The sequence below is a fragment of the Neobacillus sp. PS3-40 genome (assembly GCF_030915485.1).
GTDB lineage: Bacteria > Bacillota > Bacilli > Bacillales > Cytobacillaceae > JAUZPL01.
This window is the reverse complement of record NZ_CP133266.1, coordinates 4180923-4204850: the sequence shown is the minus strand read 5'-3', so window position 1 is coordinate 4204850 and position 23928 is coordinate 4180923. Positions and strand designations below refer to the sequence as shown.

The window sequence follows — 23928 nt, the reverse complement described above, 5'->3', positions numbered from 1 at the left end:
TAGGGGCTCGCTAATCAGAGAGTTTTCTTTAGGGCGTTTCCACTTTTCTATTTACTCATACCGTAAAGCTTGGATTGGATTTAGTTTCGAAGCTTTATTAGCTGGGAATACGCCAAACACGACTCCAACTATAAGCGAGAATAAGAATGACATTAGAATAACAGAGGTTGAGAAAGCGACAGTTAAGCCAAGGGCAGCCCCAAGTACCTTCCCTAATCCTATTCCGAAAAGAATTCCGATTAAACCACCCATACAGCTTAACACAATGGATTCAATTAGAAATTGCAAAAGAATATCTCGCCTTTTTGCACCAATTGCTTTTCGAATTCCGATTTCTTTCGTTCTTTCCGAAACGGATACCAGCATAATATTCATGATTCCGATTCCACCAACGAGCAAGGAAATACCAGCAATACCGCCAAGCATCATTGTCATCGTTTTTGTGACAGAGCTCATCGTATTCATTAAATCCTGCTGATTAAAGACACTGTAGCTGTCAGTTTTATTCGGAAACATTCTATCCATAGCATTTTGTACTTCAGCCATTACCAAATCCATTTGAGTCCCATTTTTCCCTTGTAAATAAACCTGGTTTATACTTGTAGTTTTCACAAGGCGCTCTGCTGTGCTTAATGGAACAATAACTACATCATCGCCACTTTGCCCCATCGAGCCACCTTTTGATGCTAACACCCCAACGATTTTAAATGATGTACCTTCTACTTGAATAAATTGCCCAATCGGGTTCTCTGTTCCAAAGAAGGTCGTCGCAGTATCCGACCCCAAAACTGCAATCTTCTGGCGGTATTCCACATCCAAATCGGTAATGAACCGGCCCTCAGTAACCTTTGTTGATCTGACTGTTTCATATGCTGCATTCGTTCCAGTTAAGCTAATTTGTGACGAGGTTCTATCCTTTTTCACATTCACTCGACCAGATACGACTGGTGATATAGCCTTTACTCCATTTAATTTACTTAGAGAAGCAATCTTATTTTCGGTCAAAGCTAGATCCGTTCCAAACGTATTAATGGTTAAAAGATTTGTTCCTAAATTATTGATTTGACTCGTGACATTTTGGGTCGATCCTTGAGCAATTGAAATAAGGACAATGACAGAGGACACACCAATAATAATCCCAAGCATGGTTAAGATGGCCCGAAGCTTATTCCCCTGAATACTGCGGAGAGCCATTTTAATAGATTGTAAGACTGCCAATTTGTTCACCTTCATTCTCAAACAGCTGTCCGTCCTGAATACGCACCATTCTGTTTGTCTGTTTAGCAATATTCAAATCATGTGTAATTAAAATTATCGTGTGTCCCAATTCATTTAGCTCTTTCATTACAGTTAAAATTTCTGAACTCGTCTTGCTATCTAATGCGCCTGTTGGTTCATCAGCTAAAAGGATGGAGGGATTGCCCACAAGTGCTCGAGCTATAGCAACCCTTTGCTGTTGACCTCCTGAAAGCTGAGTAGGCAAATGAGCTGCCCTGTCTGCAAGTCCCACCTTGTCAAGACTTTCAAGTGCCATAATATGACGAGTTTTAGCCGGCACTCCGCTATAGATTAATGGGAGCTCCACATTTTCAAGTGCGGTTAATCTCGTTAACAGATTAAAATTTTGAAAGATAAACCCAATTTTTAGGTTTCGAATCGTTGCAAGCTCATTATCACTCATCATCCCGATCTCTTTACCGTCCAGGAGGTATTCTCCAGAATCTGGTCGGTCTAAGCAGCCAATCATGTTCATCAACGTAGATTTACCTGACCCTGATGGCCCAATAATTGCTAAGAATTCGCCTTTTTTTATATCAAGTGAAACATTATTTAGTGCATGAACGGTTTCGCCACCAAGCTTATATGACTTCATTAAGTTAGAAATTTGAATCATTGTTGATCCCATTAGTTTCCACTCCTTCCGTTGGTCCCGTTAGCACTCCCTCCGCTTGATCCATTTCCACCGGTACGAGTCATTCGATTCATACCGCCACCGCCAAATCCGCCACCACCCATGAAGCCTTTTGAATTACTTAAAGTTGAGCTATTTATAGCAAGTTGAGGCAAACGAACCGAGTCACCTTCAGATAATCCTTCCGTTATTTCAACAAAATCTTCATTGAACAAGCCTGTTTTAACCACTTTTTGTTCTATGTTCCCGTTTTGACCTGAGTTTGCAGAACCTAAAATAACAAATTTTTCGCCATTCCTTGTATGCAAGGCTTCAAGTGGAATATAAAGAGCGTTACCCTTGCTTGCAGTTAAAATACTTGCCTCTGTGCTCATTCCAACTTTAAGATTTTGCACTTGATCAATTTGAATCGTTACATCAAAACTTGAAACTCCGTTTGTTGAGGTTCCTTCGTTAGCAACCGCGGAAACTTTTCCAGTATAAGTTTGATCCGGATAGGCATTAACTTTTATACTAACGGATTGTCCAATTTTAATCTTTGGTATATCAAGTTCATCGATTTGCACAACCGTTTGCAATTTCTTGTAGTTGGTTAAGTGGGCAACTACTTGCCCTGATGTAACCCGCTCCCCTGCAGAAACAGCGATAGTTGTGATAACTCCATCGGCAGGTGCAAGTATTGGATCACTTCCATCTGTAAAAGTTATTAATTCCTCATCTTTTTTTACTTCTTCATTAGCAGAAACTAGTACTTCATCGATTTCATTATTGTTAATAGTGGACTTAATATCCTCACTTGTAACTGGCTGGACAGTTCCCGAACCACTGACCTTTACTTCTAACTTTCCTTTTTGAACGTCCGCCGTTCGAACTTGGGTGGTTACTTGTTGAGCACTCGTTTTTGATGCATACCATTGGTACCCGATGAATCCTACTACAACGATCCCAATGAGGGTGAAAATCCATTTTTTCATTGTCCTTTACTCCTTTTTTCCATAAAAAATACTGGAAGATAAATTTATTCAATAAGGTGATTATGATGGACGTACCTTAACTTTTCCTTAAAAAGAAAAAAAGCACACCGCAATAACGGTATGCTTACTATTTTTTGAGTTTTCTTTACAAAGAAATATCACTTTGTTGATTAGTATCCTTATGTTTTCTAAACGGCCACCAATTTGCATCACCAAATGTTTTGACCATTACAGGTACTAACAATGGGAGAACTATGAAGGCATATAAGAAAAGGCCAATCGAAAGAATAGTTGCAATTTGGAGCAAGGATAAAACACCTGATGGCATCATGGCTGCAAATGTTCCACCTAAAATAATCGCTGCTGAAATGATAACTGTCCCCATCTTTTTCATTGATGAAAGAATTGCTTTTTCAACTGGTAAATGTTTAAATTCGTTGAATCGGTCCATTAGGAAAATACTGTAGTCAATGCCGAGAGCAATCAGGATTACAAAGGCAAAGAATGGAACAGCCCAGCTGATTCCTGAGTACCCGAGCCAATTAACGAAAATTGTTTCTGATATAGCCATGGATGTATAGTATGTTAAAATTAACGATCCAATTAAGTAAATTGGCATGATAATAGAACGAAGTAGGATGATTAAAATAATGAAAATCCCAACAAGCATTAACACTACAGTCCGTGAATAGTCATGCTCGGAAATGGTATCAAGATCATGATAAACACTTGTTACACCACCAATTGCCACTTCTGCATTCTCAAGTTTCGTGTCCTTTACCGCTCTTTTCACTGCCTCTTTTAGTTCAGGAACACGATGTATGGCTTCAATCGAATAAGGGTTTTTAGTAAAGACTACATCGATCGTCATAACTTTGCGATCTTTTGACATATAGGCATCCAATGCTTGCGAAAAATCCTTGCCAGCAAGAACTTCTTCTGGAATATAGAATCCATTTTGTTTTTCCTTCGCAACTCCTGATAAATAGCCTTGTGCAGAATTTAATCCCGTCGAAACCTGATTTAATCCATCAGCACTTTGATTCAATCCCGTTGATAACTGATCGATTTGGCCTCCTAAATCTTTAAAACCATTTAAAAGCTGCTGTTGCCCATCATTTAAGCTACTTAATCCACCTGAAAATTTTGAAAGATTTGATACAATTTGACCTTGACCATTTGCCATAGCATCTAGTCCAGCCTGTTGCTGCTCGATTCCTTTTACAAGTGCTTCCATACCCTTAACAATCGCTTCTTGACCAGCAATTGTTTTTTCAAAGCTGTCGTTGGCAGTTGCAATACCACTTTGGGCACCAGCTAGGGCATCGTTTAATTGCTTCAAGCTTCCTCCAAGTGTTTCAGTAGCCCCTTGTGCCCCTTGAACAGTCATTTTAATGGCCTGATAGTTTTGATTCTGCTGAATATTTGTATAGTCTTTTTCAAGATTGCTAAAATATTGATTCGTATTTAGCAAACTATTATGCAAGGAAGTGACTCCCTCAGAAATTGCTTTGTAATTGGTTGCCAGTGTCGCAAGTCCAACACTTGCCTGTTGATAGCCCTTCAACAATTGTTTATTCCCAGCTACTAATTTTTCGGAATTGTCTTTAATTTGCTCCATACCGCTTTTTATTTGAGATGAACCTGCAGAGCCTTTCTTAAGACCATCCTCAATTTTCGTTAAGCCTTCTTTTAGAGGGCTCATTCCTGTTTTCAACTGGTTTGTTCCAGAGATTAAGCTCGAAATTCCTGTAGTTGCTTCCTTCATTTTTGGTTCATTTGCCGCTAACTTAGTACCAGCTTCTTCTAGGCCACTACTGATTTTCTGAATCCCATCAGTTCCTTTACCAAGACCATCACCGAGACTTTTAACTTGTTTTGATATATATAAGTCATCGAGAGGATCCCCGGTTGGACGAGTAACCGACCGGACAGTTTTGATATCATCTACCTTTTTCAATTCTTGCGTTAATTTCTCTGTTAGGGAGATGTAATCGGATGAATCCATTTTCTCGTCATTTTTAATGACAATTTGCGTTGGCATCGATTCACCTGGTCCGAACGAATCGGAAATGATATTAAAACCTTTAATAGAATGAAAGCTGCTACCGATTTCCTCTAGAGAATTAAAGGATAGCTGTCCCTTATAAGTAAATAGAAACGGTACCGAGACGACTGCAACAACAAGAAATGCTATCAAGGGGCGAGCAAGGGCAAAGCTACCTGCAAACCCCCAAATTTTGCTTTCCCCATGTTCAAGTTTCCCTTTTGAAGGCCAGAACAATTTTTTGCCAAGAACCGCCATAAAAAATGGCACAACCGTGAAAAGTGCTACCATAAGGATTGCTACCCCAACAGCGACAGCTGAAGCGGATTGATAAAGCTTAAAAGTAGATAATCCGATTGATGCAAAGCCGATCATAACGGCAATACCACTAAAAAGAACTGTTTTTCCAGCTGTTCGGTATGTTTCCAAAATAGATTCTGCTACAGAATCTCTATGTGACATTTCCTCTTTAAATCTGCTAAGCAATAATATGCAATAATCAGTGCCAATCCCAAACAATACAGAAACTAGGAATATTTGTGTGAAATTGGAGATGGGAAAATTCATTTTATCAACTAAAATGGCAACAATTGATTGTGCAGTTAAATAACTAATCCCAACTGTAATGAGCGGTACGAGCGGTGTAATGATCGAGCGGAAGACAAGCAATAATACCGCCAGAATAAACACAACCGTAATTCCCTCTGTTTTTTTCAAGCCTTCCTGTGAATTATTGATCAAATCCTCATCAATCATCCAGCTGCCAGTATAATAGTGTACTAGCTTGCAATTATCAATAGCTTTATATAAATCTTTCGATACCTCTTTTGTTTCCCTGCCATTTGCGGTTACCTTTAGAGAAACTAAAATTGTCTTTCCATCTTTTGAGACAAGCTGATCCTTTAATTGTTTTTCTTTAAAATGGGTTGTGATCGAGGTAATCCCAAGCTTCATTTTCTTATCTTCAAGTTGATTTACAGCTTTTTCTGCTCTAGCCAGGTCTGATTTTGTTAGCTTTTTATCACTATGGAAAACAAGTGCAGTCTGAACGTCTCTGCCACTATTCTCCTTTGACTGTACATCTTTTAAAATTTTTTGAGACAACGTCGATGAATAGCCATCAGGTACATTGATTTGCCCCTTTTGGCGAACGAGACTTTCCATATTTGGGGCAGACATAATCAGAACAGTAATAATAGCAATCCACGCCACTAGGACTAACCATTTTCTTTTTAAAATTAACCTCATTTCTATTCCTCCACTTGATCTTGTTTGGTTTCTATTAATTTATCTGCTAACTTTTCATACGTTTGAATGAAATTTTTGATTTCTTCCATATTAAATTTGGTAATGATCGATTTCACCAAGCAATGAACCCTATCCTCTGTTTTCTTAAATAATGTGTTTCCCTCGTCCGTTAAGGTTAAGTAAACAACCCGACGATCATTTTCATCACGTGTTCGTTTGATCAGCTCCCGGTCAACCATCCGATTAATAATGGCAGTAATAGCACTTTTGTTTACCTCGAAAACATCAGCTAATTCTGATGATGTACACTCTTTTGATTGATATATATATCGTAATATGTAATGTTGATCGTTCGTTAAATCATTACCTATCTGTTCCTTTATCAGTGACTCTGCTTTTTTCGTAACTTTGAAAGAAACAGCTATATAACGGTCAATTAAATTCTGAATCATCAATTCATCCACTATTTTTAACTCACCCCTCTAATAAGAAATTAGTTAAACTAGTTAACTATTCACCTGTTTAACTATATGATATTCAAAAATAGGTGTCAATATCAATTTACGCACATTTTCAGCAAGGGAGGTTCAATTTTTTTCATAAAGAAAACTCGCCGATTAGCGAGCATTAAAGGTGATGATTAGGCGTAGTCGCCCTTATATGCAAGCAGAATTTATGGATGTAAATTCTGCTTAGCCAAAAAAAGCCCTTGTTCCACAAACTGGAATATCGGCTTTTTTTTGAAACTTATTCAATCCAGAAACGTCTTGCTAAGCAAAGTTCTGTTTCGTATTTTGTCCCCTTAAGTGGAATGATTTCAATTGTTTTACCTGTGTATGGTGAATGTAGCAACTTACCCTGTCCGTAATAAATTCCAACATGATGGATCCTGCCCTTACCCATGTCCTTTGCAAAAAAAAGCAAATCGCCTGGCTTTATTTCAGATAAATTGACTGCCATTCCTACTTTTGCCTGATCATGCGCGTCGCGTGGAATATCATATCCATTTGCCTTACACATCAAATAACAAAAGCCGGAACAATCATAACCATAGCTGCTCATTCCCCCCCATAAATAGGGTAGGTGAAGAAATTGTTCTCCAGTCGCTACAATCTCTTTTCCGCTTCCTTTTGGAATCGTGTTTAGGGATTCATAAATCAATATATTTTCAACATTTATCGAACCAGCACCGCCTGGAGTTTGGACGAACGCTTTTCCATTTTGTTCTTTTTGGTAGGGTAAAATAGTTTGAAAGCATAATTCCATAAAAGGTTCACTATTTTCATCATATAAAAATGCCTTTTTACTCGTCACAACTACGATTGGATCCCCATCCAAATTCCAATTTTCGTGTTTGATTAACTGTTCGATTGGAATCCAGCCAGGATAACCGCCACTATTTTGTGAAGTTGGCTGATTTGGAATAAGGACATGTGCCCAACCTCTTCTTTCCTCTGTAACGAGAACCTCCTGCCCGAATAGAACCTGAGTTTGCACCAGATTACGATTACATAAATCCAGTCTGGTTTCATATGTTAACCCATTAAGCCATGTATCGATTTGAACAGGATTGAATATAGCATCCTTATCTATATCTCTTGGCGATGTTAACGACGTCCAGACCGTTGCTACTGGGACATTGACAAGCCATTTCGTATCAGATAGCAGTTAAAATCCCCCCTTTATATTTATTTTTTAGGTCATGTTATTTGGTGCAAATTTGGTAAAAAAATAGAAATTCAACAAGTTAATGATTTAAATCAATTTTCATTATAAAATCCCACTTTCAACATGTAGCTTTTTTTCAAATGTATTTATGCTTGCCCACACCCCAAGCGGAATCGAAATATTTGGTGAACAGTGCCCTATTTTAAACCCTTTTAAAGTAGGCTTGTTTGCTAGGAGTACATAATGGATTAACACATCTTCAAGTGTAAGGCTTCCATCAGTCTTCGAAAGGCAATCATGGAAGTCCCCAATTAGAAATCCTGTAATGTCCTTTAATTTTCCTGCCATAAACAATTGATTAAGCATTCGATCAATTGTGATTGGTATCTCATTCACATCTTCAATAAAAAGCAGTTTTCCACGTGTATCAATTTCAAACGGTGTACCTAGTGTGCTAATTAAAAGGGATAAATTCCCGCCAACAATTTGCCCCCTAGCCATTCCGTGAACCATTCCCTCTAATGGTGAAATTCTCTCAGAATAGGTGATCGTTTGAGGCTCAAATAATTGCTGAAAATAATGTTTCGATAATGGATCAACATCTGATGTACCAAGATCAGATTCGAGCATTGGCCCATGGAAGGTGACAAGTCCTGTTTGCTGATGAATGGCTGTATGTAAAAAAGTAATATCACTGTAGCCCCAAAATATTTTCGGGTTTTTCTTGATCAATTCATAATCAATCTTCGAAGCGAATCTGGCTGTTCCATATCCTCCCCGTGCACAAATAACGGCTTTCACATTATTATCTGTAAACATGGTATGAAAATCTTCAAGTCGCTCTTCATCTGTTCCAGCTAAATAACCCATCTTTTTTTCAATGTGTTTCCCTATTTTCACATGCAGTCCCAATTTTTCAATAAACCGGATGCCCTGCTCTAATTTTTCAAAGTCTGGAGGACTTGCCGGAGCAATCACTCCTATTGTATCTCCTTTTTGTAACCGTTTCGGCTTAGTAACCATGATTATCACCCTTTCGGATTTCACGATTGCTCTGTCTTCTTATTATTCTATGTTTATTAAGGTAAGGGAAAGAATATTTCCTCCTTTTACCATTAAATTATTTTAAACTCCCTGCTATTTCTGCTATATTTAGTTATTGGAATAAATGTTTGAAACTTTTCCCCTCTTTAGTTCGTACAAATTAATAGATAGTTATATAAGAATAGGAGTGAAATATGTGGGTGTTACGCTTAGTAAGGGGCAAAAGGTGGATTTAACAAAATCTCATCCTGGTTTGCAAAATGTAATTGTTGGATTAGGCTGGAGTATTAACAATATGGGTTCTAATTTCGATTTAGATGCCTCTGCCTTTTTATTAGGAGAAACTGGAAAGGTTCAAAGCGATGCTGATTTTGTTTTTTATAATAATCCCAATGGTGGCAATGGCTCCATTATATATAGCGGTGACAACCGTGTAGGGTCAGGAGTAAAGGATGATGAACAAATTAGTATTGATTTGCTCAAAGTTCCTTCACATATCCACCGAATTGCCTTCACGATAACAATTCATGATGCCCAAGTGAAAGGGCAAAATTTTGGACAAATACCTAATTCGTATGTAAGAATTTTTAACAAACATACCAATGAAGAACTTGTACGGTTTGACCTTGGCAGAAATTTCACAGTTGAAACAGCAATAGTTGCCGCTGAGCTTTATCGACATAATGGGGAATGGAAGTTTAATGCTATAGCAAGCGGATTTCAGGGAGGATTAGGTGCATTGTGCCGTAATTTTGGAATACATGTTGATGATGAGCCCGCTGTTACATCCTCAACAACTTCATTCCAAACTAGTGGATCACATATGGGAACACCAGTCCAGCAGCCTTCATTTACTCAGTCTACACCAGTGTATTCAACTCCGACTGCAACTCACCAAACCTATGGTGGGGATAATATAAGCTGTCCTAACTGTCATTCAACAAATATTCGAACAGGAGAAAAAGGCTTTGGCCTTGGAAAAGCTGCGATTGGTGGTCTAATCCTGGGTCCAATTGGTCTTTTAGGGGGCTTTATCGGGAGAAATCAACTTAAACTTACTTGTACCAACTGCGGTAAGTCATGGTCTCCTAATCAAACGGACTATGTTGAATGGGCCAATCAACAGAAGCGAAGAGCACAAGAATTATTTACTCGGTATAAAAGCCAGGATGTATTGGATGCCGTTGTGGCAGGATGTGCCTTGGTAGGAATGGCAGACGGAAGATTAGATCCAGCAGAACGAGAGAAAATGCTTGAATTTGTCCATCAAAGTGATGAATTACGTGTATTTGAAACCAATAAGGTCATCCAAAAATTCAATTATTTTGTTGGGAAAATTGAACACGATCAAATCATCGGTAAGGCTGAAGCGTTTAAAGCACTTGGAAAAGTTAGAACAAAACCTGAAATTGCGAGATTAATTGCTCGCTACTGCATTGCTATCGGCTATGCTGATGGACATTTTGACCAAAATGAAAAGCAAATGGTTTCCGATATATGTCGGGAACTAGGCTTAAATCCAGCAGAATTTCTTTCTTAGATGTATTTATTAGAAGTTACGCGAAACCGCAATTTTTATAAAGAAAACTCGCCGATTGGCGAGCCCCTAAGGGCGATGACAGAGGCGTAGTTGCACTTATGCGCGAGCAGAATTTATCGATATAAATTCTGATTAGCTAAAGAAAACTCGCCGATTGGCGAGCCCCTAAGGGCGATGATTAGGCGTAGTTGTACTTATGCGTTAGCAGAATTTATGAATATAAATTCTGCTGATTAGCTAATTAAAAGGTAACCAAAATGAATTTTTTGGTTACCCTTTTTATGTTTTCGAGCCTTTTTTCGAATTTTAACGATTTCCTAAGGGATTTTCACGTTCATTTTAAAGTTATTGCGATTGAGACAATTTCATCATTTGATGTTCACTATTGCCACACCCGTTTATTCTCTACTCTTTTTGTAAGTCCTTTTAAATCCAATCTTTCCAGAAAAGGGATCATGTATTTACGGGAGAGATCCAAAACTTCTTTGGCATCCCCTACTTCAAATACCGCTCCTGTCTTGCTACGTAGCTCTTCAACTGCCTTCTTGAATACTTCACCAAAATAGACAAACTGATCATCAAGTGGAACAATCAACTCTTCTTCTTCAAGGAATCTTTTTATATCACCAACAAGACCATCTGGAATGCCCGCCTCAGAAAGATAATCGTTGAAATAACGAACCTTTAAGCCATCCTTTTTTAATTCAGCAAGCATATTTTCCGTCCGTTTTTGCCAACTTTTCGGTAAATGTGGTGTAAAGCTTGAAAGCGATATAAATTGCTCCTTCTTTGTAAAAATTCCAGTGGAAATTCCATTTTCGACAACATACTCAAGAAGAGACTTTGAGAACCTTTTTTGCATCGATTGCAGAATCTCTGCTTTATTTAATCCAATTTTCATCGAATGAGCAAGATGAAACTCCTGTAATCGATCAAAAATATCTTCCTCAATCGAATGGATAATAGTTCGAAGGGTATATTCTTTTCCGTTGTACAGAACAAACGCCTCATCATTTAACACATTTCCCAGTATTTCTTCATCGAGTGCGCTTCGTTTTATCAGTTCATTGATCGGCAAGGATTTTGCCTCAAAGAGAACAGATGTGACCCGTTCTTTCGGAGATCCAACCTTTTTCTTTTCCAGATCCTCAATTGTCTGATTTCCAAACCTGTATTTATTTCCTCTTGGATCAATTACCCAGCCGCCACCAACTGTCTCCTGTGGACTTGGCCTTCGAATAATAAAACGATCGCCACGTTTCGTCAGGATTTCTTCCTCAAGCCGAAGCTGACAAAGAATTTCTCCGTTTTCTTCCTTTAATTCGTTACGATCAAAGAAAACAATCCTTCCCATAACCTCTGCCGTCCCAAGGTGGAGCTTAATTGGCATTCTTTGTTTAACCATATAATCTAAGTCTTCTACAACTCTTATTGCTACATCAACTGTTTTCGTTACGATAAAATGTTCGGAGGAAACAAGGACATCCCCACGATCCAAATCCTCCTTCGATACCCCTGCAAGATTAATTGCTGCCCGTTGCCCAGCATAGGCTTTTTGTGCTGGTTTATGGTGAACTTGAATCTGACGTGCTCTTACTTCTGTTCCCTTTGGCATGATTTTCAGTGCCTGTCCTTCTTCTACCGCGCCCTCATAGACTGTGCCACGCACAACAGTACCCTGACCTTTAACAGTAAAAACTTGGTCAATTGGCAGACGAAATGCACCTTTTGCATCGCGCATTTCCTGATCTTTTAAGGATTGTATGATCAATGTTTTTATTTCTTCAATTCCTTTTTTTGATAAGCTGTCAACAAGAGTAAATGGGGCATCTTCAAACACTGTCCCCTTTAATTCTTCTAAAATATCATCTTTCACTAGTTCAATAAATTCTTCTTCAACACGATCCATTTTCGTAATTGCGATAATACCATGTTTAATCCCTAGAAATCCAAGAATATCAAGATGCTCCCTTGTTTGGGGCATTACCCCTTCATCTGCGGCAACAACTAGTACAACCAAGTCAATTCCGGCAACACCGGCAATCATCTGACGAATAAAACGCTCATGTCCTGGAACATCAATTACAGAAATTTGAATTTCTTCATCTTCATATAATGGAGCAAATCCAAGTTCGATCGAAATTTGCCGTTCTTTTTCTTCCTTTAAGCGATCTGTATCGACATTTGTTAGTGCTTTTGTTAACGATGTTTTGCCATGATCAATATGGCCAGCCATCCCTATTGTAAAATATCTTTTATCCAAAATACTCACCTACTTCATCAAGCTTCCTTTTAAATGTAGCGTGAAAGGGCATTTTGTTCAAGTACTCAATACAGAGAAAACTGATCATTTTTCACGATTCTTCCACATAAAGGTAGCTCACAGATAGCTTTTTTATGGTATGTTGAAAAAAAGCTTAAAAACATTACATAAATAAAGGAAGAACCCACATGAAAAAAATCGTTTGGCCAATTTGTTTAGTGCTTGTTCTTTTGACCGCATGTCAGTCCAATGAAGTAAAGCAACCTCCAAAAAAGAAGTCTTGCGCGATTACCCAAAAGAAACTAACACAAACAGAAACCGTTAGCACCACATTTTCATATCCACAGTTATTACCTACGAAAAGTGGGCATTACTCACTTCTTGCGGTTGGAACAATGGATGAAAAGTCACCAATTGAAAAAAACAAAAAAGTAGTAAAAGGAGTTCACGAAATCCTGAGCCTCCCACTTGATCAAGCTAAAAAAATCTATCCAAAGCTTCAGCTTTCGAATGACCCTACCTATATTCTTTTTGATAAAAGTGGGATAGTTCATCAAGCAAACAATATAAAATCGTTAACTCAATTTCTAGAAACGAATCCTGCAAAACAGTAAACACAAAAAAATTGGTCACTCATCTTACAATATTCACTGTCTAATTCACATGAAAAAATGGCTCGGAGTTCTCTGAGCCATTTTTTTACTATTTTAGATATTTTGTAAAGGCTCCATTACATGATTTAACTATCTCTATTTTCTTTGAACCACTCATGACTGAAGTCACGAGTGTTCTCGACCAATCATAAACTGAAATTCTTAGACTTATTTGCTCCTAAAAAACCAATCCACTTACCCACTTGAAATGTATTCCTAAAAATAAATCTAAATTTTCAAGTCAAATTGATACACAAACTTCGCGAAACCATATATAATAATTTTATAAAGTTGCATTAGGGCAAAAAATATTCGCAAGCGAACAAAGCTTGCTTTAATGAAAAAAACACTGACAATGAAAGGATGGTGTCAATGAGCCCATTAAATTCAATAGCGGTAAAACGTGCTCGCACTGCAGAATTGAAAACGGTATCGGCTGCACGAGATGCCATTAATGGAAAGGTTAAAGGCATTCGAGCCCTTATTCCATTTCTCGGACCTGCTTTTATTGCTTCTATCGCTTATATAGATCCAGGAAACTTCGCAACAAATATTCAAACCGGTGCTCGGTTCGGCTATAAAATGCTGTGGGTAATTGTTCTTGCAAACCTCATGGCATTGCTCTTGCAAAATATGTCAGCAAAACTTGGTATCGCGACAGGGAGAAACCTTCCTGAAGTATGCCGAGAGTTCATGCCAAAGTGGCTTACCATGACAATGTGGATCGTATCGGAGCTTGCTGCAATGGCAACTGACCTTGCTGAATTCTTAGGTGCCACACTTGCTTTAAATTTATTGCTGGGAATACCAATGCTTTACGCAACCATCATTACTGGGATTGTCACTTATCTGATATTAATGTTAGAAAAATATGGATTTAGACCCTTAGAAAAGTTTATTGCAGCATTTGCAGTCTTGATTGGCTTATGCTATTTAGTCGAAACATTGCTGTCTCAGCCTAATTTTTCACAAATTGCCTACCATAGTGTTGTTCCATGGCTAGGTAATAATGAAAGCATTATGCTTGCAGTAGGAGTAATTGGTGCAACGGTTATGCTCCATGCCATCTATCTTCACTCCAGTTTAACTCAAGGGAGAATTGTTCCCCGAAATGATTCTGAGAAGATAAAAATTCAAAGATTTAGTTCAAAGGAAATTCTCATTGCGATGACTCTTGCCGGATTTGTTAACTTGGCGATGATGTACATGGCTGCATCTGTTTTTAATGCATCTGGTAATAGTCAAATTGTTGATATTTCATCAGCCTATCATACTTTAACTCCGCTACTTGGTTCTGCTGCTGCAAGTGTTTTTCTTATTTCATTGCTTGCATCGGGAATTTCAAGTTCAGTAGTTGGCACAATGGCTGGCCAAGTGATCATGCAAGGTTTTGTCGGCTTCACCATTCCATTATGGATTCGCCGTTTAGTTACGATGGTCCCAACAGTAGTGATTGTAGCAATGGGAGTGAATCCAACATTAACACTTGTTATTAGTCAGGTTATCTTAAGTGTTGTTCTCCCGTTTCCAGTTATTGCGCTAATCTATTTCACTCAAAAGAAAGACCTGATGGGTGTTCTAACGAATAAAAAACGGACCACCATTCTTGCGTCCGCATTTGCCACCCTGATATTAGGGTTAAATATTTGGTTGATTACTCAAACTGTTTTTTAAAACAATAGATATACACTAAACAAAAAAATGACCGGGCTATACCCGATCAGGCTGTCGAAAAATCCTTCGACAGCTTATTATTTTGCACAGATTCTTTAACGATCCACCGCATTAATTCGTTATAATGATATTAGTATATTAGCTTTGTAACTGGTCTGTTGATTGGAGCGGAGGGCACTCGACTCCTGCGGGATATAGAGGTCACTGGAGACCCCGCAGGCGGTAACGCCGAGGAGGCTTCAGGACCTCCCCGCGGAAAGCGAGTGCCTGGAGCGGAAATCAACAGGCCCATTTGCAGGGAGCTTTGATAAATTTGGTATTCGGATTCTGAGAAAATAAAAATTGCCGAGAAAAATACCCCTTTCTCGACAATCTGACCGGGCTATGCCCAGTTTTTAATATGAGAAATGTTTCAAAAGCAGAACTATTCAGGCTACAAAATGCTTCTTCTTTTTTCAAAACAACTAATAAATAATCCTGGTACAACTTCTATATCCCGAACAAATTGAAATCCATTTTTTAAATATAGAGTTTTGGCAGGTAGATTGTCCCTTCCAGTTGAAACAGTGATCGAAACAATATCTGGAAAGCTCTCTTCAAGATAGATCAACAGATTCTTAGCTATCCCTTTTCGAAAATGGCTAGGGTGGACAACCATCCGGCAGATATTCAATTCCACTCCCACAAGTTCATAAGAAACTGCCCCAGCTAGATTGCCTTCTTCAAAATAGCCAAAAAATATTTCCCCACATTTCTTAAATTCCTGGAATGATTCTTTAAGTGCAGGAATGTCAAAAAAGCGGATTAACTCAGCTTCTATTAAGTAAGATGCTTTTTGCAAATCATACAAATCATGGACTAAATTTACATCTTCAAAATCTATTTGTCTAATCAATTAATAAATCTCCTTAGCTTCAAGAATATCATCACTATTATTCTTTTTAGTCTAACGGAATCACCTTTGGATTGGCAAATTAATTGTAAAAGTTGTTCCAGCACCAACCTTGCTTTGAATCTCCAACGTCCCGTTATGGGCATCAATAATCTTTCGACACATCATGATCCCAAGCCCATGACCTCCCTCTTTTTGAGTAAAAAAAGGCTCACCCAACTTGGCTATTACTTCCTCAGGCATCCCTAGCCCTTCATCGATAAAATGGATCACGATAGATTCAGACTGCTGAAGAACATTGATGTAAAGATTTCCCCCGGATGGCATAGCATCAAAAGCATTTTTCATTAAATTGATAAAAACTTGCTTTAATTGATTTCCTCCGCAATTGAGTGGGACTAGATTCGTGTTGGTACTAAGCACAATCTGAACATTATTTAAAAGTGCTTGTGGATGCAGTAATTTTTCTACTTGTTCTAATAAGGATATGACATTCTCCTCTTTGTTTAAAGGGGCATGTGGCCTTGCCACTGACATGAATTCATCTGTGATCATTTCGATTCGATCTACTTCTGTTAGCATCAAATCCACGAATGTTTTCTTATGCTCATCTAAGTCAGTACCCATTAATTGTAAAAATCCTTTTAAGGTTGTCAATGGATTCCTAACTTCATGGGCAATACCTGCTGCCAATTCACCCAAAATGCCCAATTTCTCTGCATCATTCATCATGGTTTCCATCTTCAATATCATATTTTCCTGCTCACGAGTTATCTGATCCCATTCCTGTCTTGCATGTTGATAGTTTATTTTTTCTTGTTTACTTTTTTCATACAGATAAATGGTGATAAAAATAGCAGAAATCCACAAGCTGAGTTCTAAGTATTGATGCGTAAACAAATGGAAACCTGCTAGAGCAGAAAAAATTAATACCGCTGTAACGACTACTCTTTTTTCTAATGGAGGTAAATTCAATATCAACACCAAATTCCTTTATTTTGTAATCCAAACAGAAAATTAAATTACAAATGTTGGATAATTCAATTATACTTCGAAATAAATTGAACAATAGGTTTTATTTTGTCATTTTTATGTATTTTCCAAAAAAATTGTCAAAAATAGTACTACTAGTCCCCTTTATTAGGAATAGTTTTGATTAATAAAAAAAACTCGCCGACTGACGAGTTTGTGTTAAGGCAAATGGACTGTTTTTAGGTGGTATTGTTTCCAGTAAATCGTTGCCCCAGAAGCACTAACTAATTGGACAATATTATTGTTTATATTTTTTAGTAAACCTATTTTTTCTGGATTATCACCTAAATCAAACACAACCAGTTGTCCAAGATATTTTATTAATTGTTCATCGAAGCTTCTAGCACAAGGAATTGTTGAAGGGACTACAGGCAAGCTTTCATTGCTTAATGTATATGGAGTTAGTTGAGAACTATAAGGAGTAAACCATTTTAAGTGCTGCATCGATATCATCACTGTTTTATAGACAGGAGAATAGAACGCGATATAATCATTCATAACATTTGTAATATACCCATGAATTGATCTATTGCCTGTAACGAAAATTTCCAAAAAGCGGCCTTTCGAATTGTTTAATATTTTTCGATATGCCAAACCTGTATCCATATTTTTTTCAATTGTTGCCAATGATGGTGCTTCTGTTGTAATTTCTGGATCTGGATTGACTTTCATATTGTGCAAATGCGTGAGTGGAATATAAAGGAATTGTTTTCCATTAAATAACACCAAAAGATCAAGACCAATATCAATTAATATCCCGTTAAAGAGTGTATTTCCCGAAATTTCTATAAGTACTTCTTCACCAATTAAATTATTAATTTCATTCATATACTCACCCCTTTCAAGCTCTTCTTTTTTTTAAAAAAAATAGTGCACTGGTTTTCATACCAATGCACCAGTAGGTTATTGTATTTATTAATAATGCATTCATCTTTATTGATTAATATTTCCAGGTATAATCAATGGATTTAACAATATTTTCACGACAAGAACGATGGCGGTTGCTGCGTCTTCTACTTGATTTACGGCTCGATCTTCTTTTACCTGATGAGCGTTTTCCATTTGACGAGCTAGAACTTTCATTTGATGAACTTGAGCTTTCATCTGATGAACTCGAACTTTCATTTGATGAACTCGAACACTCATTTGATGATTCTTCATTCTGTTCTTGATTTTTGTTTTCGTCATTATTTTCGTTATTGTTTTCGTTATTATTTTGTTTTAAATGTCCTTTAGGTCCAACGCTTATACTTTGAATATGGAAAGGATGGATCCTCATTACTTCTTGGTTGTTAACAAGTGTATAATGTCCTCCGACATTTTCTACTAATACTCCCTCCATTGCGTCCGGGCCGCCACGGTTAATGGATACCCATTGATGTGAGAAATACTTGAAAACATCTTGAAATAAATCTACACAAACACACTCTGGTATTTGCAGTTCTGGTATATTAGTGGCATTTTCATCATTCTGTTTATTTTCGTTAAACTTACTAACACTTTTTACATGTTCGATATTGAAATAAACAAGTCCATCATCATCTGTATAGAGGACTAGAAAATCTCCAAATACAGCTACTAGTATTCCATGCTTAGATTGAGGACCACCTTGGTTAATTTGAATGGTTTGATCCACAAATTGTTCCATCAAGCTAATAAAATTTTCTGATCTGAAGTATTCTACCTCTGCTTGTTCCTCCATAATCTGCATTGAGTTTGTTTTAGTGTCTTCTATCACGCTTTTAATATGTTGTACCTGATAATAGACAACTGTATTCTGGTCATTTTGATTATCATTGTTATCTTTTTTGGATTGATCATTGTTATTGTTATTATTATTTTCAGCGTGTAGAGCGATATAATCTGGCTTTACATCTAAGATTTTCCCTTTTTTTGATTCTGGGCCTGCTTTATAAATAGTCACTGTTTTTCCTTTTAAAGCCATAAGGAATGAGTGATATGACTGTTCCATCTTTTTATCCTCCTACTCTCTTCTTCCATTTAATGGTGATCTATAATGCATATATACGTATCTCGTATGGACACTGACCTAGGTTAAATGCCTAATTATTTAAAATTCAGCTATTGCCTACTCCATTATTAATCTAATTTATATAACGATCCTTTCAAAAAACGTTTTCTACTCTCAATAAATGAGCAAATATTACTTGGCTCTATATCAAACTGATCGATTTTCTCCTTTTTATAGGGATCTAAAAGGACATAGGGTCTTACTAATTGATGCATACTTTCTATCTTTGGCTGCATATACTCGACGGTAAATTGATGATCCATAATCTTACAGAGCAATTCCTTGTATATCTTTCGGAAATTAGCTACATCCAATAGACGTGCTGTAAGTGTATTGTATCCTTGGATTGGAACATAGTTTTCCTCCATTACTTTTCCATTAACATCCCGACCCCATGTTGCATCATAATCCCAGGGAATTATTTCGAATTGCCTTGTCACACTATTTCTGTACAAAGAATAGTTATGAACAAAACCATCATAATTTTGGGTTAGAATCACCCCCGCCATCCAACGAAAATACTGCTCTACATTTAGATAGTTGGGAATTTCCTTTTCAAAGTCAGCTCTAGGTATCGTATTTATTTTAAATATCAGCTCCTGCAAAAAGATATCATCATTCGCTGTACCATATTTCCTTTCATACCCCAGTTCAAGTGATTTTTTGGTTTCTTTGTCAAGGTCACTTATTAATGAAAAGTTTGCATCTCCATCCACTGCATAAAAAATAGCACCATTAGGGAGCTTTCTTCGCTCAATAAATTGTTCATCAACAGATTCAATTTCAAGGTAAACCCCTTCTGTTTTTCCGTTTAAATTCAGAAGCACATGCCTAGAGTATGGAGAAAGATTTCCTATTTCCGAGAAAAAATCAAATGAGAGTTTATTTCTGAGTAATGAAGGGTCCCTATATTCTGCGTTTAAATGAATAATTTTTGAACCTTTATATTTAGTTGGTTTGAAGAATGATATTTCGTAAGATTTTTTTCGATAATTTCTAATGTGTGATCCCCGATAATTTACATCAACCTCTAATTTTTTCCCTGATATTTTTAATTGGGCAGGGACAGGATCTTCACACCAAATATCACTTTTTAGTTCTCTAAGATTATTGGGATGTATATATAGTTGAAGGGTTTCTAGTTTATTATTTTCAGCCATTTCTAATGCTCCCTTCTGCTGATTTTAGAAAAAAACAGTTGTGGATGATTGGTGAAATTAATCAACATATTCATGGTAAAAAAATAAATTTCAACTTAAGCTGCCTTATCCTATTAGTTTAATACCTTAAATTATATGAATCTTCCTATTAAATGGTGTATTGCAACATTATGTTGTTTGGGAATGGAAAAATGGATAACACGTTTTTAAAATTTTCTTTTCGATAAATTATGCCTTTCACCCATGCCAAGTGGACGATTTTGAATAAAGTAATAGTAGGTAATGGAGTGATAGAAAATAAATCCAACTGGTCATTTTCATTCCTAAAGTAAGTAAAGGAGGTTTATTGAAATGGGGAAATATTCCCAAAAAGATATTCAAAATGCTGTTGAAGAAGTGAAAACAGCTGGTTTTGGTGATTTTATGTTTCGCGATCCAGGGTTAGGATCATTAAATCGGAGTTCTTCTAGCAGACGGTCAACTACTCGTCGTACTTCTAGACGGCGCTCTTCTAAACAGCGTTCAACTACTCGTCGTACTTCTAGACGGCAAACATCAAGACGCAGAACTTCTAGACAGCGCTCAACTACTCGTTGTTCTTCTAGGCGGCGGTCCTCTAGTAGGCGGTCCTCTAGTAGGCGCTCTTCAAGCAGACGATCTTCTAGGCGGTGCTCCTCCAGTAGGCGCTCTTCAAGCAGACGATCTTCTAGGCGATGCTCCTCTAGTAGGCGCTCTTCAAGCAGACGATCTTCTAGACGGCGGTCCTCCAGTAGGCGCTCTTCAAGTAGACGGTCTTCTAGACGGCGGTCCTCCAGTAGGCGCTCTTCAAGCAGACAGTCTTCTCGGCGGCGGTCCTCCAGTAGGCGCTCTTCAAGCAGACGATCTTCTCGGCGGCGCTCTTCAAGTAGACGGTCTTCTAGACGGCGTTCTTCCCGTAGGCGCTCTTCAAGCAGACGGTCTTCTAGACGAAGGGTTAGAACTCAAGTCTTTAATCGCGAAAGAAGGTACTGGAGAAACGGGAATATGTGGGAGTTAAGATTAAGTAATGATTAAGTAAAAAAGGCAAGTGATAATCAAATTTTAGTGCTTAAAACGGAGAGTTTTCATATTATTTAAGCTTTGTTAAATTTAATTATCAAATTAAAAAAACAGTCCGGAACAAGGTCCGGACTGTTTATCATTTTGTTCACAATTATCTTTTAGTTACATTAGCAGCTTGTGGTCCACGAGCTCCTTCAACTACTTCGAATGAAACTTCTTGACCTTCATCTAAAGTTTTGAAACCTTCAGTTTGGATTGCGGAAAAATGAACGAATACGTCAGTTCCGTCTTCAGTTTCGATAAATCCGAAACCTTTTTCAGAATTAAACCATTTTACTTTACCGTTTTTCATGTAAAAACTTCCTCCTAGAGGCTTGTTTAAGCCTGTGTAAATTTAACCAAATTACAACGTACATAGTTTTAGTTTCTTTACCTTATCCAAACTTATAATAATCGTTGAACAAGCATTTTACATAAATCTACCACGTGCAACGGCTTCTTTAAATTTAACAATTTAGAAATAAACTGTCAATAAAAAACAACCATTTGACACACGTCAGACTTGAGTTCGTTCCTTCAGACGATCGGGAAGGTTTTGAATCGATTGGACGACCAAATCGAGTTTTGCTTCGATACGATAAAGCAAATATAAGGTCACAACGATTGGAAAACCCACTTCACTAGAAATGTGGTTCAAAGTCAATGTTTATTTTCAAAATATTCCTTCACTGTTTCTGCGAGTTTATTTATAGATTTATGGTACTCTTTTACAAATTTTCTTAAATCTGTTCCTTCTGTAACCACTACATTTTTAGGAACTCTTACGGGTACATTATTTCCGGCTGGAACAGAAAAGCAAAACGGCACTTCAAGCATTTCGCTTAAATCTTCATTAGGCTTCAATTTATTTAAAACCTTATTAATTGTTTCGTTAATTTTAAAATGAACATCTAAATTTATTTGATCCAAAAAATGTTCAATATCTATTCTATCAATCATATTGATGATATCTACTTTAGTCAGATTCTTTTTAACCTGCATTTCTTCAAGTTCTTCAACCCTTTTATCAATTTCCTTTGTTTGTTTTTCAATTTCTTCAACAGGCAATGATAAATTTTTTAATTCTATTTCAAGAGTGGAAATTTTATTATTTATTTCCTCAGCTTTCGAGTCCAAAGTTTGTTTTTCAAAATTACCATCTAAGTATAAATCAAGAAGTTTTTGTTTTTGTTCTTGTGTTTTTACCAATTCTTCTTTTTTCAAATAATATTCTGCCGGAGTTTCTGCATGTTTTTTACTAATTAACTCCTCTTTAAGTTTCAATAATTTATCAACTTTTAAATTCTTCATTGATACTATATAGTTGTAAAAGTTGCCTTCATATAAGGTATTGATAAAATCATCTAAATCCTCAACTTTTATATTGGGATAATCACATCTTTTTACACCGAATCTTTTTTTGGTCATACAATTCATCAAGTATTTCCCATTGGCTTTATTTCGCCCATAGTAAGCCCCACAATTCCCACAAACTAATAACTTGGAGTATTCTGTATGGGCATTCTTTTTGCCTCTGAGTGAGGTTTGTCTAGCTTTTCTTAATTCTTGTGCCTTTTCAAATATCTCTCTCGAAATAATTGCAGGTATTTTGTCATAATGAATTTCCCACTCTTCTTCTGGTCTTACTTTATAAGTGGAATTTTTATTCAAAACAGTTCCAGAATCGTATTTAAGGTATATTAAGTCACCACAATATTTTTGATTTGTTATCATTCTTTGTAGCGTTGAATAGCCAAAATTATTTCCATCTCTCGTTTTAAAATTATTCGCTTCAAAATATTTATTGATTCTTCTAACACCAAGGTTTTGATTGACATACATATCAAATATTAACTTTACTGTTCTAGCTTCTTCTTCAACAATGCTGACCTCTTTTGTCTCTGGATCATAATGATATCCGTATAATGGTTGTGCCATTTTTACAATACCCTTTTTCGCAGATTCATTTAATCCCCATCTAATTTTTTTGCTGCGATCCACTGACTCCATTTGGGCAAAATTTAAAAGCATATTTAAGTTAAATTCATCGGATTCAGACTTAAATTCTTGCCCCATGTTCGTTAATTCTAGTGAAACATTTTTTTCAATTAAAGCTCTATACAACGGAATTATAGTCATGTTCCTGGAGAACCTTGAGATGTCCTTTATAAGAATTTTAGAAAACTTTGGCTCTCGTCCATTGTCAGTCAAAAATTCATAACTTTTTACCCCTTTAACTACGTCTATACCTGCATCATGGATCATTTGTAGAAATTGATCCCTTTTTTTGAAACTAACTCCACTTAATCCTTTGTCAGCATAAATTTGAACTAAATCATACTTTTCACTTTTTTTTGCTATTTCCTCAAAATATTCTTTTTGAGCCTCAAAACTATGAGTTTGATCTTTACTGTTGGTACTGACACGACAATATGCTGCGACTTTTACTTTATCCATTATCACACCTCTTACACTGAAAACTGTTATTATATTAATTGTATGACATTATCATTGTTTAGACAAGTATAATAGGTAAAATTTAGTCAAAAAAAGAGTGACCAATTTCAGCCACTCTTCATCTCATTTACAATTTTTCAAAGTATTCTCGGTAGACCTTCAAAAAGACCGATAAATCTTCTTCCTTTTTCATGCTCAATGAAGGCTATACTATAGTTTTTTCTTTTCTGCATATGTTCCAATTGAAAGGAG

General features: G+C 36.9%; 20 protein-coding genes. 4 read left to right on the top strand and 16 right to left on the bottom strand.

The window, feature by feature from the left end:
- Positions 1-51: 51 nt before the first annotated feature.
- The 7 genes from RCG20_RS20455 to RCG20_RS20425 all read right to left on the bottom strand — a co-directional run bounded on the left by RCG20_RS20455 (position 52) and on the right by RCG20_RS20425 (position 8872).
- Complete coding sequence (locus RCG20_RS20455; RefSeq protein WP_308184413.1) at positions 52-1227, bottom strand: ABC transporter permease; 1176 nt, start codon at positions 1225-1227, stop codon at positions 52-54.
- Positions 1196-1906 (bottom strand): ABC transporter ATP-binding protein, encoded by a 711-nt coding sequence (locus RCG20_RS20450; protein WP_308181979.1) that lies wholly within the window; start codon positions 1904-1906, stop codon positions 1196-1198. Before RCG20_RS20450 ends, RCG20_RS20455 begins: the two co-directional genes overlap by 32 nt.
- A complete protein-coding gene (locus RCG20_RS20445; protein ID WP_308181978.1) occupies positions 1906-2886 on the bottom strand; it encodes an efflux RND transporter periplasmic adaptor subunit in 981 nt (326 codons plus the stop codon). Before RCG20_RS20445 ends, RCG20_RS20450 begins: the two co-directional genes overlap by 1 nt.
- 145 nt (positions 2887-3031) lie before the next feature.
- Positions 3032-6181 carry an MMPL family transporter gene (locus RCG20_RS20440; protein ID WP_308181977.1) on the bottom strand — a complete coding sequence of 1050 codons (3150 nt, stop codon included), beginning with the start codon at positions 6179-6181 and terminating at the stop codon, positions 3032-3034.
- Between the two features lie 2 nt (positions 6182-6183).
- On the bottom strand, positions 6184-6633 hold the full coding sequence (locus RCG20_RS20435; RefSeq protein WP_374120551.1) for a MarR family winged helix-turn-helix transcriptional regulator: 450 nt from the start codon (positions 6631-6633) through the stop codon (positions 6184-6186).
- 295 nt (positions 6634-6928) lie between these two features.
- Complete coding sequence (locus RCG20_RS20430; RefSeq protein ID WP_308181975.1) at positions 6929-7678, bottom strand: C40 family peptidase; 750 nt, start codon at positions 7676-7678, stop codon at positions 6929-6931.
- Between the two features lie 273 nt (positions 7679-7951).
- Positions 7952-8872: a S66 peptidase family protein gene (locus RCG20_RS20425; protein ID WP_308181974.1), complete on the bottom strand. Its 921-nt coding sequence runs from the start codon at positions 8870-8872 to the stop codon at positions 7952-7954.
- A gap of 217 nt (positions 8873-9089) precedes the next feature.
- On the opposite strand from RCG20_RS20425, the gene RCG20_RS20420 reads away from it, so the two are divergent.
- The gene (locus RCG20_RS20420) at positions 9090-10433 is read left to right on the top strand and encodes a TerD family protein (protein ID WP_308181973.1); all 1344 of its coding nucleotides are present in this window, start codon (positions 9090-9092) and stop codon (positions 10431-10433) included.
- Between the two features lie 382 nt (positions 10434-10815).
- On the opposite strand, the gene selB is transcribed toward RCG20_RS20420, so the two are convergent.
- The gene (gene selB / locus RCG20_RS20415; protein WP_308184412.1) at positions 10816-12669 is read right to left on the bottom strand and encodes a selenocysteine-specific translation elongation factor; all 1854 of its coding nucleotides are present in this window, start codon (positions 12667-12669) and stop codon (positions 10816-10818) included.
- A 215-nt stretch (positions 12670-12884) separates the two neighbouring features.
- Here selB and RCG20_RS20410 point away from each other — a divergent pair, with 215 nt between their 5' ends.
- On the top strand, positions 12885-13310 hold the full coding sequence (locus tag RCG20_RS20410) for a hypothetical protein (RefSeq protein WP_308181972.1): 426 nt from the start codon (positions 12885-12887) through the stop codon (positions 13308-13310).
- Positions 13311-13721: 411 nt separating this feature from the next.
- Complete coding sequence (locus tag RCG20_RS20405) at positions 13722-15023, top strand: Nramp family divalent metal transporter (RefSeq protein WP_308181971.1); 1302 nt, start codon at positions 13722-13724, stop codon at positions 15021-15023.
- Between the two features lie 433 nt (positions 15024-15456).
- On the opposite strand, the gene RCG20_RS20400 is transcribed toward RCG20_RS20405, so the two are convergent.
- The 5 genes from RCG20_RS20400 to RCG20_RS20380 all read right to left on the bottom strand — a co-directional run bounded on the left by RCG20_RS20400 (position 15457) and on the right by RCG20_RS20380 (position 20139).
- Complete coding sequence (locus RCG20_RS20400) at positions 15457-15918, bottom strand: GNAT family N-acetyltransferase (RefSeq protein WP_308181970.1); 462 nt, start codon at positions 15916-15918, stop codon at positions 15457-15459.
- 60 nt (positions 15919-15978) lie between these two features.
- Complete coding sequence (locus RCG20_RS20395) at positions 15979-16896, bottom strand: ATP-binding protein (RefSeq protein ID WP_308181969.1); 918 nt, start codon at positions 16894-16896, stop codon at positions 15979-15981.
- A gap of 210 nt (positions 16897-17106) precedes the next feature.
- The gene (locus tag RCG20_RS20390; protein ID WP_308181968.1) at positions 17107-17775 is read right to left on the bottom strand and encodes a DUF2642 domain-containing protein; all 669 of its coding nucleotides are present in this window, start codon (positions 17773-17775) and stop codon (positions 17107-17109) included.
- 112 nt (positions 17776-17887) lie between these two features.
- On the bottom strand, positions 17888-18919 hold the full coding sequence (locus tag RCG20_RS20385; RefSeq protein WP_308181967.1) for a spore coat protein CotH: 1032 nt from the start codon (positions 18917-18919) through the stop codon (positions 17888-17890).
- Between the two features lie 128 nt (positions 18920-19047).
- On the bottom strand, positions 19048-20139 hold the full coding sequence (locus RCG20_RS20380) for a CotH kinase family protein (protein WP_308181966.1): 1092 nt from the start codon (positions 20137-20139) through the stop codon (positions 19048-19050).
- A gap of 351 nt (positions 20140-20490) precedes the next feature.
- Here RCG20_RS20380 and RCG20_RS21800 point away from each other — a divergent pair, with 351 nt between their 5' ends.
- The gene (locus tag RCG20_RS21800; protein WP_374120489.1) at positions 20491-21192 is read left to right on the top strand and encodes a CotG/ExsB N-terminal domain-containing protein; all 702 of its coding nucleotides are present in this window, start codon (positions 20491-20493) and stop codon (positions 21190-21192) included.
- Between the two features lie 139 nt (positions 21193-21331).
- Here the strand turns inward: RCG20_RS21800 and RCG20_RS20375 are convergent, their stop codons facing one another.
- From RCG20_RS20375 to RCG20_RS20365, 3 genes are all read right to left on the bottom strand, one after another.
- Complete coding sequence (locus RCG20_RS20375) at positions 21332-21532, bottom strand: cold-shock protein (RefSeq protein WP_308181965.1); 201 nt, start codon at positions 21530-21532, stop codon at positions 21332-21334.
- A gap of 204 nt (positions 21533-21736) precedes the next feature.
- Positions 21737-21883: a YvrJ family protein gene (locus tag RCG20_RS20370; protein ID WP_308181964.1), complete on the bottom strand. Its 147-nt coding sequence runs from the start codon at positions 21881-21883 to the stop codon at positions 21737-21739.
- A complete protein-coding gene (locus RCG20_RS20365) occupies positions 21880-23676 on the bottom strand; it encodes a recombinase family protein (protein ID WP_308181963.1) in 1797 nt (598 codons plus the stop codon). Before RCG20_RS20365 ends, RCG20_RS20370 begins: the two co-directional genes overlap by 4 nt.
- Positions 23677-23928 lie beyond the last annotated feature (252 nt).

Excerpts from the sequence above, each read along its gene's own strand:
- RCG20_RS20435 (WP_374120551.1), bottom strand. The coding sequence starts at position 6,633 with ATGATTCAGAATTTAATTGACCGTTATATAGCTGTTTCTTTCAAAGTT.
- RCG20_RS20380 (WP_308181966.1), bottom strand. The coding sequence starts at position 20,139 with ATGGCTGAAAATAATAAACTAGAAACCCTTCAACTATATATACATCCC.
- RCG20_RS20405 (WP_308181971.1), top strand. The coding sequence starts at position 13,722 with ATGAGCCCATTAAATTCAATAGCGGTAAAACGTGCTCGCACTGCAGAA.
- RCG20_RS20445 (WP_308181978.1), bottom strand. The coding sequence starts at position 2,886 with ATGAAAAAATGGATTTTCACCCTCATTGGGATCGTTGTAGTAGGATTC.
- selB (WP_308184412.1), bottom strand. The coding sequence starts at position 12,669 with ATGGCTGGCCATATTGATCATGGCAAAACATCGTTAACAAAAGCACTA.
- RCG20_RS20390 (WP_308181968.1), bottom strand. The coding sequence starts at position 17,775 with ATGAATGAAATTAATAATTTAATTGGTGAAGAAGTACTTATAGAAATT.
- RCG20_RS20365 (WP_308181963.1), bottom strand. The coding sequence starts at position 23,676 with ATGGATAAAGTAAAAGTCGCAGCATATTGTCGTGTCAGTACCAACAGT.
- RCG20_RS20375 (WP_308181965.1), bottom strand. The coding sequence starts at position 21,532 with ATGAAAAACGGTAAAGTAAAATGGTTTAATTCTGAAAAAGGTTTCGGA.
- RCG20_RS20440 (WP_308181977.1), bottom strand. The coding sequence starts at position 6,181 with ATGAGGTTAATTTTAAAAAGAAAATGGTTAGTCCTAGTGGCGTGGATT.
- RCG20_RS20410 (WP_308181972.1), top strand. The coding sequence starts at position 12,885 with ATGAAAAAAATCGTTTGGCCAATTTGTTTAGTGCTTGTTCTTTTGACC.
- RCG20_RS20425 (WP_308181974.1), bottom strand. The coding sequence starts at position 8,872 with ATGGTTACTAAGCCGAAACGGTTACAAAAAGGAGATACAATAGGAGTG.
- RCG20_RS20450 (WP_308181979.1), bottom strand. The coding sequence starts at position 1,906 with ATGGGATCAACAATGATTCAAATTTCTAACTTAATGAAGTCATATAAG.
- RCG20_RS21800 (WP_374120489.1), top strand. The coding sequence starts at position 20,491 with ATGGGGAAATATTCCCAAAAAGATATTCAAAATGCTGTTGAAGAAGTG.
- RCG20_RS20385 (WP_308181967.1), bottom strand. The coding sequence starts at position 18,919 with ATGGAACAGTCATATCACTCATTCCTTATGGCTTTAAAAGGAAAAACA.